A 12,350-nucleotide genomic window follows, 5' to 3' on the forward strand; every position below is an offset into this window, starting at 1 on the left:
TTTATAACGATGGAAAAGCTGCCATATCAAAAACCATATATAAAAAAACTCCATGCCGGGGCCATGAATAAATTTGGCACGCGCAGCGGTGTGCAGCCTGTTAAAAGCATCGATGGTGTTTCGGTTAAAAGTTTAATTGAAAATTATGGCTCGCCGGTGTTTGTACTTTCTGAAAAACAGATCCGCAAAAATTACCGGGCGGCGTATCGCGCCTTTAGTACGCGCTACCCAAAAGTGCAATTTGCCTGGAGTTATAAAACCAACTACCTCAATGCCGTTTGCCAGATCTTTCACCAGGAAGGCAGCTGGGCCGAGGTTGTTTCGGGCTTTGAATACCGTAAAGCCTTAGGCAATGGCGTACCGGGCAGCAAGATTATTTTCAATGGCCCGGGCAAATCAACTGCTGATCTGCAGTTGGCTATTGATCATGATTCACTAATCCATATTGATCATTTCGACGAGCTTAATCTGTTGCTCAACTTAAGTAAAAACCTTGCCAACAAGCCACGAGTAGCCATCCGTGTAAATATGGATACCGGCGTGTACCCGCTTTGGGACCGTTTTGGCTTTAATTATGAAAACGGCGAGGCATGGTCGGCGGTTACCAAGATCACCGGCTCAGGCAGTCTGCAATTGGTGGGCCTGCATTGCCATATCGGTACCTACATGCTCTCTACCGATGCCTACGGCATTGCTGCCAATAAACTGGCCGAGCTGGCTGTGCGCTGCCAAACCCAGTTAAATCATAAAATAGAATATCTTGATCTTGGAGGCGGTTTCCCCTCTACCAATACATTAAAGGGTGCCTACCTGCCCGGAAACGATACTGTACCAACGGTTGATGATTTTGCGGAAGTGATAACTTCAGCCCTGCTCAATTTTGGCTTCGCTAATGATGACTTACCCTTGCTGATATTGGAGAGCGGGCGTGTTTTGATAGATGATGCCGGTTACCTGCTGGGCACCGTTATTGCCAACAAACGTTTGGCAAATGGCAAAGGGGCCACTATTGTTGATTTTGGGGTTAATATCCTGTTTACATCATTTTGGTATGAACACCAGGTAAGCCCCGCACAGGATTTTGTAGCTCACAGCGAAAATATGGTTATTTATGGCCCGCTTTGCATGAACATTGATGTGATCAGGGAAAATATTAACCTGCCCGCGCTAAACCCCGGCGACCAGGTGGTAGTGCACAAAGTTGGGGCCTATAACATGACCCAATGGATGCAATTCATTACCCTGAGGCCTGCTGTTGTATTGATAGATGAAAAGCTGCGCACCCATCTCATCCGCCAAAACGAAACACTGGAATATACTGCCGAACCGGAGTTAGTACCTGCTCATTTAAACAACGCCAAGTGAAGCAAATTGCAGCATTTATAAAACCGGTCCTCAATTCCTATTCGGTGCTGTTTTTTTCGCAGAACCGGGTATTGGGGATTATTTTGCTGCTGGTATCTTTCTTCAACCCGGTATCTGGTCTTGCAGGGTTGGGTTGTATTATTTTTTCTTTACTGATAACAAAACTATTAAAACAAAACAGCGAAGATTACCATGCAGGAATCTATAGTTTTAATAGTTTATTACTGGGGATAGCATTCGGCGCTTTTTTCCAGGCTAACCTCATGTTTGTGAGCTGGCTCCTTGTTGCCTGCTTTATGGTTGTTGTTACAACAATCATTTTGTCAAAACGTATGGGCAAACCCGGCTTGCCCATCCTTTCACTACCATTTATACTGGTATTTTGGGTTGTATTGCTGGCATCTAACAGTATTTTCAACACAGGCCTTCTGCAAAAAAGCAGCTCATTGCTCCAGGAAATCTACACTGGTCCCGGCAACCTCGCCGGTGCCGAGGGGTATCTCGCAACCTTGCTGCCCAGGCTGGTAAGCTTGTTTTTCCGTTCGCTAAGTGCAGTTCTATTTCAGGATCATATCATAGCGGGGATGCTTATTGCTACAGGCATACTAATTCACTCCCGTATTGCGTTCAGCCTGCTTATCATTAGCTTTTTAACTGCCTGCGGCTTCAACAGCATCACACATATTTATCCGGAGGGCATCAGCTATTACCATTTGGGCGCTAATTTAATGATGACAGCCATGGCAATCGGGAGCTTTTTTACTATTCCTTCCTTGCGCTCATACCTGTTGGCAGTTTTTTGCATTCCCATTGGTTTCGTACTCATCAATGCGCTTACAACCCTGATGGCCCTGCATGCGCTGCCTATTTTCTCGTTACCATTTTGTGTACTTAATATCAGCCTGCTTTATTTTTTAATACTGGCAGGCTTTCAGGCTAAATTGCAGCTAACCTCGGTTCAGTATTACTCACCCGAAAAAAACCTTTACCACGTTTTAAACCTGCAAAACAGATTGAACGATTTGAAATACATCAGGCTCAGTTTACCATTTATGGGTTACTGGACGGTATCACAGGGCTATAACGGAACCATTACCCACAAAGGCGAATGGGGACAGGCGCTTGATTTTGTGATCACCGACGATGAGCAAAAAACATTTCAATATCCCGGCACATTGCCCGAGCACTTTTACTGTTTCAACAAACCGGTACTGGCCTGCGCCGATGGTGTTGTGGAACAAGTAGTAAACCACGTTGATGACAATGATATTGGCGAAGAAAACCTAAAGGAAAACTGGGGAAATACCGTAGTGATACGCCATGCCGAAGGGCTTTATTCCAAACTCTCACACCTCAAAAAAAACTCAGTAAAAGTTAAACCCGGCGACACCGTAAAACAAGGTGACCTGCTGGGTTTCTGCGGTAATTCGGGTAGGTCACCCGAGCCGCATTTGCATTTTCAATTACAGGCAACACCTTATATCGGCTCCAAAACGCTGCCCTATCCATTTGCTTATTACTTTATCAAAAAGGATAATAAGAGCAGTCTTGAAAGCTACGCTGTTCCCCAGGAAAATGAATTAATAAGTAATCCGGAGATAAATGTATCGCTCAAAAAAGCATTTGACCTGCAACCCGGCTTTGTAGCTAAACTAACTGCCGAAAATGGTGTAACCGAAAACTGGGAAGTTTTTAAAGACACTTTGAACCAATCATATATTTACAGCAAAACAACCGGTGCTGTCGCTTATTTTATCAATAACGGTACTATGTTTTACTTTACCAGTTATTATGGCGATAAAACCGCATTACTTTACTACTTCTATCTTGCTGCCTATAAAGTTATCTTTAACGATACGGCTTATATCCAGGCAAATGATGAGTTCCCGGTACCGCTTACCAACAATAAGATATTGCTTTGGCTGCAGGACTTTACCGCCCCGTTTTACCGGTTTATCAGCATAAAATATAAAAGCGGCATCCAGGCAAAAAAAACAGGATTAAACATTGTATCAAAACAATACCAGCAGCTTGCGGGTAAAACAATGCCACTTGCCGAATCAACAGTTTTTGTTGATCATGGCAGCCTGCAGGCTTTTTTTATAAATATAAACGGACAGCATATTGAAGCACAATGGAGTACAGAAAATTAGCCATTCTTTTTGCCCTGCTATTTGCTGCTCTTGTAAACCAGGCGCAAGAGAATAGCCCTGTTGTGCCAGACAGCACCGTGGATCAGTTGTACAATGCCGGCAACTGGAAACAACTGATCTCCTTTGCGAAAAAATCTGTTACCGACAGTACCGATTCGCCCGATTTAAGGTTTAAGGTCGGGTACGCTTATATGCTTACCGGCAATTACAAAGCTGCTGTAAGCCAGTTTAACCAGGTTTTGCTCAGGGAGCCTCAGAATAGCACAGCGCGTTTATATGCATACTATTGCAATACTTATATCAATAACAATAGTGCAGCATTTTATAATGCAGCGCATTTAGATAAAGAAACCCAAAATGGCATTAAACTCTCACCTTTTGGACTAAACGATGTAGCCCTGGAAAGCGGGATAAAACTCCCCGCTAATGACGAGCGCGATAACGGCTTTTTTGAACGTGCCGGTATCGGCCTACGTTTATCGTGGCGTTTACAGCTTGATCAATCATTTATGTTTTTTAAGCAGAATATTTTTCGTGCAGGATTTATTGATTATAAAAACCAGGTTGGAAAAACCGATAAACAAACAGAGTATTATGTCAGGGCGAAGTATTCGTTAGCTAAAAACATCAGCCTGCTCAGCGCTTATCATTACCTGCATACCAGTTACCGCAGTAATGTGAACCAAAGTAACCTCGGTTTATTTGGAGTAAAATATGATACACGCTATATTGATTTGCAGGGTGATATTAATTGGGGAAAACTGATTGATAAAACCTTAAAACAGTATGATGCCAAAATAGATTTTTATCCATTAGGGAACCTGAATTTGTACACTATGAGCAGGGCATCGCTGTTGAATTTGAGCGGAACAAAAACTTTTATTTATAGCCAGTCGGTAGGATTTAAGGTGGTAGACAAAACCTGGCTGGAAACAGCCGCCACCTTTGGTAACCAGGACGATTACCTGGACGCCGACGGACTTTATGTTTACAATTCTATCGACCCTACAAAATTTAAATGCGGCGAAAGCGTTTTTTACCAGTTGGGTAACCATGCCTTGCTGAATTTAAATTACTTTTACGAAAAGAAAACAGACATTTACCGCGCTGTTAAGTACAACCAAAACTCTGTCACGTTAGGTATAACATGGAAATTTTAAAGAAGACGTTTACAGGCCTATTCTTATTTGTATTTGCAGTGCAGCTGCAGGCGCAAACAAACGCGGTGCTGCAAAAAGCTTTTCATAACAGTTACACCAACGAACTAAACAAAAACTACGTTGCTGCCATAGCCGATATTTATCCATACTACTCAGAAAATAATTATGAGATAACCATCAGGCTGGGCTGGCTCAACTATCTTAATAAAAACTATACGGCATCGCAAAGCTACTACCAAAAAGCCATAACGCTGAAACCTAACTCGGTTGAGGCCAAATTTGGCTATGTAAAACCCCTTTCATTTTTGCAAAGCTGGGATAAGGTGCTGGAACAGTATCTTGCTATATTAAAAATAGATCCTCAAAACACCCAGGCCAATTATTGGGGAGGCGTAATTTATTATAACCGCAAACAGTATGAGCCAGCTATTAAACTTTTCAGGGCGGTAGTAACGCTTTACCCTTTTGATTATGATGGCAACCACATGCTGGCCTGGTCAATGCTTATGGCCGGCAAAAAAGCAGAAGCAAAACCCTTTTTTGAAAAAGCGTTAATCATTAAACCCGCCGATGCTTCAAGTACTGATGGCTTAGCCAGGTGTAATTGATAAACGAAAGCATTTTGATGTAGAAACACATAATTGTGTCTCCGGCGTGCAAATTATCATTGACCGACAGCCAATTTTAATCAGCGTGGCGTCTTGTTTTGCCCCCCAGAGGGCAATGTCATTAAGTTAAAAAAATCCCCCAGAGCGGGAACAGGTTTGTAGCACATAATATACCGAAAATAACCGTGCCAGAGGTACGGAACATCGGAGTTGTGTACCTCTGGCACACTAAAAATCCAATTCATTTCTATTTCTACAAACCTTTTGCACCTCTGGTGCAGCCTCTAAAACTCTTAACTTAATCACATTGCCCAGAGGGGCAAAGGGTATTTCTATAAATTTATAGGCTACAAACCTTTTGCACCTCACCTGTGGTTACGTACATCTAAAATTAATACCTGTTTATCAAACGGTAAAAATCCCCCAGAGGGGGAAAAGGTTTGTAGAAATAACGTTCCCCCTTACCCGAACCCCAGAGGGGTTCAACTCACGCAGATTGCTAAATTGGCATAACATTTATGGATTAAACTTAAACTACCACGTGATTATACATCTCCACAGCTATCAAACATCTTCCAACCAACCTTCATACGTCGATTTAAATCCCGCATTCATCGATACATTACCCGATGAACTGATTCTGCAATCTAATTTTAATTAACCTGTCCGCAAAATGGCAGCGCTAACAATCAATTAAAACTAACTTAAAGAAAATGAAATCTCTTTATGCTACACTATTGTTGCTGGGCACAGTAATTGGCCTGGCATCATGTAAAAAGGAGAATGCGTCAAAATCAGCTTCGGCCAGCGCTTCTTCATCAACCATTAGTTCAACGGGCGCCATTGCTATCAGCCTGGCCTCCGGAAGTACCGACAGTGTTTATATGGTTGGCTGCTACGGCAAGCATGACAAAAAAGACACCGTTGCTTTTAGTGCATTGCCCACCGCAATTGGCACTTACCTTACAGCTAATTATAGCGGCTATACATTTAAAAAGGCTTATGCTATTGATAGCGCAAGTACCGTTGTTAACTACATTGTTGTTATCAAGTACAACAGTGCTTTAGTTGGCCTCAAATTTACCGCCGACGGTACGTTTGTAAGCGCCCTTGAACAACGCGAAGGTGTTGACCTTAAAGGACCAGGATGGCATTTAGGCGGTTTCTTTGATGACCGTGACGGTAAACACCGCGATACCATCGCTATTTCGGCCCTTCCTACTGCTGTGGGTAGCTATTTTTCAACAACTTATCCAACCGATACCTTATTGCACGCTTCTATCGCCCATGACGATGTATACATATTGATCAGCAAAAACGGCGTGCTTTACTCAACTGCTGTTACCGCAACCGGCAAGCTGGTGAAACGTATCCAGATAGAAAAACACGATTTAAAACATGCTGCAGTAACAGAGGCCAACTTACCGGCTGCCATTACCACTTATCTAACTGCCACTTATCCGGGCTACGTGTTTGACAAAGCATTTTCAGAAAGCCCCGGGGGTACTTTACAAGGCTACGTTGTGTTCATTACATCTAACAATACCAAATACGCTTTAATTTTTAACGCGTCGGGTACATTTGTTAAAGCCCTGCCTATCCACTAACATATTTGACTATAGCGCTGTTGGTAAGCCATGTTTTTATTTAAACATGGCTTACTTGTTTTTATTTAAGAGCTTAAAGCGGAAGGCTTAAAGCTAAAAGCTAACCTATTATATACAATTTCGCACAACACAATTAAGCTTTAAGCCTTCGACTTTTCGCTTTAAGCTCCTAAATCAATTAGCTGTTAAGGCCACCGGTGCCAGCTGCCGCGGCGCACCATCAGGCCCAACCGCAATAATGTTATCAAAAATCACGTGCGAGCCAGGTTTGATACTGCTTAACGAAGCCTGCATTTCGTTGCTTAAAGCATTCCCTGATGTAACCTGCACCGAGGCACTCTCACGCGGGTTTGCTATGATCAAACTGAAGCGGGTTATTTTAAAGCGGGCATCAAAATCAAAATTATCCAGCGTGGCATAAATGGCGTCCTGCGCTTTTAAAGCCACAGTTGGCACACCTCCGCCTGATCTGCCCGAAAACTTGGCGATAGGATCAGGGATCCTTTTGGCCCTGAACTGCGTACGGCTCAACACCTCCGTTTTGCCGGGGAAGATTTCTGCCGATACCGTTACAGTAACCATACCGGGACTGGTTACCCTGGCAACATATTTACCCGATGTACCGTTTAACGAACCTGCCGAAATACCGATCCTTATATTTTTTGACGGAATACCCGGCACCGATACGGACACCGGATTATCCACACCGATATAAAAAACATTCATCTTATCCGGCGATATCACTGCCGACGGCCGGGCAACCATATACTGCTGCTCGGGCGTGGTATAGGTTTTTATGCTGCCGTCGGTTTGTTTTACTTTGATGGTGCCCTTCCAGCTAAAAACGCCTTCCCTACTGGTAGAAGCATTATATACGCCCCTGCCATCGGTAACACTGATCGGACTGCCGCCAACTTCCATTTGCGGGGTCGACCGGGAATCATAGGCGGTTAAAAAAACCTGCGCCTTGTAAGGCTGCCCCTGGATGAGATATGAAGTTGGCGCTACGGCTACAGCCTCAAACTTATCCAGGTTCACGATAGCCCTGTCCATTTTACCCAGGATCTTTTTCACTACTTCCGATTCGGCATTTTTGTTATCAGCCTGTATTTTTGAAAGTATGGTAAAATCGGCCGTTAAGGGTACACCTTCGCCAAAATTCAGCTCCTCCCAGGTTTTAGCGCTTCCGTTATGTTTAACCGGATCAGTGGCATTCAAGGTAAATGATACTGAACTGCTGTCCTCTTTACCAAGCAACAGTTTCAGCTTTTCGCGGGTATCATTGATCTTCTCTTTGAGCGCCTTAGCCCGTTTTTTGTTGATCATCACGTTGTAACCTATATCCAGGTTATCACGTTCTTTTAAATCGCCGGTAAGCTCATCATAGCCCGAACTTTGAGTGATCAGCTCATTTTTGATCTTCGTAATGAGATCATTTAACTCTGCGCTTACCCTTTGGGCCGCTTTTGCCTTTTGATAGATAGGCGCTGCCCTTTCGGGCGATTCTTTAAGCCGGGTTTGTTCAAAAGCGGTGAACAATTGCTGCACCGAATTACCAACGTTAGCCGCCGAAGCGGTTAAGCTATCGTTGATGGTTTTAAAGGCATCTAAAATAGAGGAAGACACATTTAACGCCAGCATTGCCAACAGCACCAGGTACATGATATTGATCATCTTTTGCCTGGTGGTTTCCTTTCCTGCAATAGCCATTTCTTTATCTGATTAAAATTTACACTAAACCATTAATACCAGCCCCTGCAATTACATGCGGGGCTGGTTCATAGCCGAAAGCATATTGGCATAAAAAACATTTAATGCCGATATATTTTTGGCCAGCTTGTTAACCTCGTCCTTAAACTGCCTGCTGTCATCGGCCGATTCATTGAGGTTTTGCAGCGTTTTGCTTAGCCCGTGGTAAAAATTATTTACCTGTTTCAGGTTTTCATCCGCTCCCTTCAGTTCCGACTCGTAAAGGGCATTGAGCTGTACCAGGTTGCCGGTAAGCTTTGCTACCTGCAATTGGTAAGCATTAGTATCGGCCCGGCTATCAGCTATAGCCGACAGGCCCGATGTTGCCCGCTCAAAAGCTATCCCAAACAAATCGAATTTAGATGCCGCCTGTTTTAGCTTTACTGAAAACTCATCGGTACCTAATGAAACATCGGCAATGGTATTAATGCGGTCAACCTTTTCGGCAAACACTTTCAGGCCTTCGCCAAGCCTGCTGATGCTTAGCTCGTTCAAATCAGCATCGGTTAAAAGTTTATCAAGTGCAGCGGTTTGGCCGCCTGCAGCAGGCATCATCCGCGACTTATTTACCGGCCCGCCATCGTAATCAACAGCCAGTTCGGGGTATACCCTTTCCCATTCGGGTTCCTGTGCCGGGGGAAAAAAACCAAGGGTAAAAAACAGCATTGCTTCTACCGTAAGTCCCAGGCCTATCATATAGGTACCTGCCTGGCCTCCCCAGTGGTTAATTTTAAACATAGCGCCAAGAATTACGATACTGGCGCCCCATGATATGGCTACGTGCAGCCAGTTGAATTTGAACTTTTTCATCTTATAAATATTTAAGGGTTAATCAATTAAAATCGGTAGTAAAGGGTAACTGCGGCATTCATCCCCGGCAATAATCCGCGCAAGCCGCTACTCACCTTTTGGGCCTTATCATCATAGGTTGATGTGGCCGAACTTGTGGGAATAAAAAACCCAAAATCTGTACGGAGGCCAATGCTGTGGCTTAACCGCATATTGCCGAGGCCTGTACCTATATAAGGCCGCAGCTTTGACATGTAGATATAATAATTGGGTACTGCGCCTATCCCTTCCCGGTACAGCGTATTGTTAAAATAGTAGCTGATCCCGGCCGAAACATACCATTTGCGGGAAAGCCAATCGGTATTACCATACATCGGCTGCCAGTCAACAATGCCATAAACCGATGTGCGGTTGAGGTTAAGGTCGCGGCCATTGTATTGCACGGTAATGTCGGGCACAGTGTTAAAGCCTATGCGGGCGTTAAACATCCTGCCAAAGGCTGATGTTCCCTGGATGCCTATGCCCTGTGTACCCAATTGCAGGCCTATTGAGTTTTTGGGGAAGGCGCTATACTCGGGCAATACCTGTGCGCTTGCCCTGCCGCAGTAGCCCAAAAAACCTACAAACAGCATCCACCAGATAAAGTCTTTCAATAATCTTACTTGCGTTGTCATGGCTTTTCCTCCTTATTATTTTGAGTTTGATTTACCAGGTTCTTATCATTAATTCCCCGGGGATTTTTCCAGATGTTTTTCTTCAGGTCGGCAATTTTTTGCTGCAGCTTAAGCGCCTCGGGGCTGCCGGGGTCAAGCTGCCCGCTTTCGACATTGCCGGGCGAAAATTGCCTGATGAGGTAGGCCGAAAACTTTTGCTGCATAAAAACGTCATCGAGCGTAACATCAAAAATTCCTTTATCGGGCTCGCTCACATCCTCCTGCACCAACGCGAAGCGTAACTGCGGGAAGTAGAGCCAGAATGCCGGTGCCGACGACATATTTGCAGGCAAATCGGCAGAGCCGGTAATATTCATCATCGGCGCAAGGCCCACTATGCGGGTATCCACCTTGCCCCGCTGCCTGTCGAAATAAACATCTTCCTCGATCCTGAAGCGGGTTATCCTGTCGGGGTTGAAATCGTTTAGCACCATTTTTGATGAGATCTGGTTGCCATCCTTATCAAACTTGGGCACCAGTACCGAATCGGTAAAGCGCATAGATCCCTGTTTGGCGGTCAGCTTCGTTTTAAAATCATCCTTTTCATAAGGTGTAAGCTTGCCTTTCATTAATCCTTTCATGATGGCTTCCATCAATGAATGGCCGGGTATAGTCAGGATGGCGTTCGCACTATCGGCCAGGTCAATAACCCGCCAGATCCTGGCGTACATCCTGATGTTTGCCGGATTGGTTTTAGGATAAGGAAATGGCCTCGCCTGGCTCAGATCGGCCTTTTGCAAATAGCTATCAAATGAGGGCAGCGTATCGGTCACGGCGCTATCCGGCAGAGCCTGCGCGAAATTTTTATGAATGCAGGTCCCCATAAGCAGTAGGACTACTGCAGTTACTTTTTTCAACATGTTCATGATTGTTACTTTTTAGTGTATTTCCTGGTTTTAACCTGCTCACCGGTGAGCTCAAAGGCAGACATCACACAGCGGAAACCGATGTAGGAATGTGCGGCTTCCTGGTCCTCAAAGCTGCGGGTATCGGTGTTCAGCATTTCACCGTTATCCTTCCATGAGCCCCCGCGCACTACCTTGCGGCGCATCAGCATGGCATCCTTGCTGGTTGCGTCATACAGCAAAGCCGGGTTCAGGTCATTCACCAGTTGTGATGAGGAAGGGCTGTAAGCGTCAAGTGTCCATTCGGATACATTGCCGGCCATGTTGTAAATACCAAAGGCATTGGGTGTGTATGAAGTAACGGGCAGCGTAAATGTCGAGCCATCGCTGGCATAACTGCCTTCACCCTGTTTAAAATTGAGGGAAAGCTGCTCCTTACCTGTGGCCTTATCAATGGTGGTTTTTACCGTATGATCCGTAGTGTCATTAGGGCTAAGCTTTGCTTCGGCGGCAAATTGCCATTGTGCCTCGGTAGGCAAACTAAAGCTGAGCTTGAAATTACGCAGATTAGGATTGTTTTTGATCATGAGCCTGAGCTGGGTGCCACGCCAATCGGCATAGGCCCTGGCCTGTTTCCAGGTTACGCCAACTACAGGATTGTACTCGTAGATCTTATTGGTGAAATAATTGGCATCCATCACCGTCATCTGGGCATTAGGAAAATCTGCCGACCATACCGCTTCATGAGGATAAACACTTACGGTATCCATCATGTACTCGTTGTTTTTAACCCCATCCATCCTGATGTAGTAAAACCGGTAAACTATCAAATCCGGATTGGGCACCCGCACGCCGTTAATCATCGTCATCATCGGAGCCAGCTTCTCTTTAACTTCGGGCGGGGCCTTTTTCCAGAGGGGGGAAATCTTGTTAACCTTGCTCCAGTCTATCAGGCGTTGCTCTTTACCCGTGCTTCCTACGGTTGCGCCTGTTGCAGGCATAAAAAAGGAGTCGTCATGGAGATAGTCGGTAACAGCTACCGAATCGGCAACCCAGTTTACAAAGGCCTGGTACTGTTTATTGGTTACTTCGGTTTTATCAATAAAAAACGCGCTAACGCTTACCTTGCGCTGTTCGGCCTTGTCATCGTTCAGCATTTTGTACATGAACGTTCCCGACGGAATGTAAACCATTCCCAGCGGCGGGATAAGCCGTTTTACTGAAACAGCGCGTGTTTTGGGTGTATTATAAATACTTGGCTGGCAGGCGCTGAGCATCAGCAGCAGCAATCCTGTTATTGGAACAGACGATCTCATTCGACAATTAATTAAGAATTAGTTAAGTCAGAATGATTTCATATA

The 12,350-nt window shown here is 44.8% G+C and carries 10 protein-coding genes; 5 read left to right on the forward strand and 5 right to left on the reverse strand.

The genetic code is table 11. From position 1 onward, the window contains the following. Positions 1 to 9: 9 nt before the first annotated feature. From AC59JO_RS02275 to AC59JO_RS02295, 5 genes are all read left to right on the forward strand, one after another. Positions 10 to 1,365, forward strand: coding sequence for a hypothetical protein (locus AC59JO_RS02275; RefSeq protein WP_497303098.1), 1,356 nt, complete (start codon positions 10 to 12; stop codon positions 1,363 to 1,365). Continuing rightward, the gene (locus tag AC59JO_RS02280; RefSeq protein WP_497303100.1) at positions 1,362 to 3,518 is read left to right on the forward strand and encodes an urea transporter; all 2,157 of its coding nucleotides are present in this window, start codon (positions 1,362 to 1,364) and stop codon (positions 3,516 to 3,518) included. The genes AC59JO_RS02275 and AC59JO_RS02280 overlap by 4 nt, the downstream gene beginning before the upstream one ends. Then, positions 3,500 to 4,678: a tetratricopeptide repeat protein gene (locus tag AC59JO_RS02285; RefSeq protein ID WP_497303102.1), complete on the forward strand. Its 1,179-nt coding sequence runs from the start codon at positions 3,500 to 3,502 to the stop codon at positions 4,676 to 4,678. Before AC59JO_RS02280 ends, AC59JO_RS02285 begins: the two co-directional genes overlap by 19 nt. Further along, entirely contained in the window at positions 4,666 to 5,286 is a 621-nt protein-coding gene (locus AC59JO_RS02290; RefSeq protein WP_091210972.1) for a tetratricopeptide repeat protein, read from the forward strand. The genes AC59JO_RS02285 and AC59JO_RS02290 overlap by 13 nt, the downstream gene beginning before the upstream one ends. A 713-nt stretch (positions 5,287 to 5,999) precedes the next feature. After that, on the forward strand, positions 6,000 to 6,893 hold the full coding sequence (locus AC59JO_RS02295) for a PepSY-like domain-containing protein (RefSeq protein ID WP_497303105.1): 894 nt from the start codon (positions 6,000 to 6,002) through the stop codon (positions 6,891 to 6,893). A gap of 174 nt (positions 6,894 to 7,067) precedes the next feature. Here the strand turns inward: AC59JO_RS02295 and porM are convergent, their stop codons facing one another. From porM to porK, 5 genes are read right to left on the reverse strand one after another with little or no spacing between them, the layout of a single operon-like run. After that, positions 7,068 to 8,603: a type IX secretion system motor protein PorM/GldM gene (gene porM / locus AC59JO_RS02300; RefSeq protein WP_497303107.1), complete on the reverse strand. Its 1,536-nt coding sequence runs from the start codon at positions 8,601 to 8,603 to the stop codon at positions 7,068 to 7,070. 51 nt (positions 8,604 to 8,654) lie between these two features. Beyond that, positions 8,655 to 9,452 (reverse strand): type IX secretion system motor protein PorL/GldL, encoded by a 798-nt coding sequence (porL, locus tag AC59JO_RS02305; RefSeq protein ID WP_413669014.1) that lies wholly within the window; start codon positions 9,450 to 9,452, stop codon positions 8,655 to 8,657. A 26-nt stretch (positions 9,453 to 9,478) separates the two neighbouring features. Then, positions 9,479 to 10,105 carry a hypothetical protein gene (locus tag AC59JO_RS02310; protein WP_413669015.1) on the reverse strand — a complete coding sequence of 209 codons (627 nt, stop codon included), beginning with the start codon at positions 10,103 to 10,105 and terminating at the stop codon, positions 9,479 to 9,481. Next, the gene (locus tag AC59JO_RS02315; RefSeq protein ID WP_413669016.1) at positions 10,102 to 11,010 is read right to left on the reverse strand and encodes a hypothetical protein; all 909 of its coding nucleotides are present in this window, start codon (positions 11,008 to 11,010) and stop codon (positions 10,102 to 10,104) included. The genes AC59JO_RS02310 and AC59JO_RS02315 overlap by 4 nt, the downstream gene beginning before the upstream one ends. A 5-nt stretch (positions 11,011 to 11,015) precedes the next feature. Continuing rightward, positions 11,016 to 12,305, reverse strand: a complete 1,290-nt coding sequence (gene porK, locus AC59JO_RS02320) for a T9SS ring complex lipoprotein PorK/GldK (protein ID WP_497303111.1) — start codon at positions 12,303 to 12,305, stop codon at positions 11,016 to 11,018. Positions 12,306 to 12,350 lie beyond the last annotated feature (45 nt).

The sequence above is a fragment of the Mucilaginibacter sp. A5337 genome, assembly GCF_059690695.1.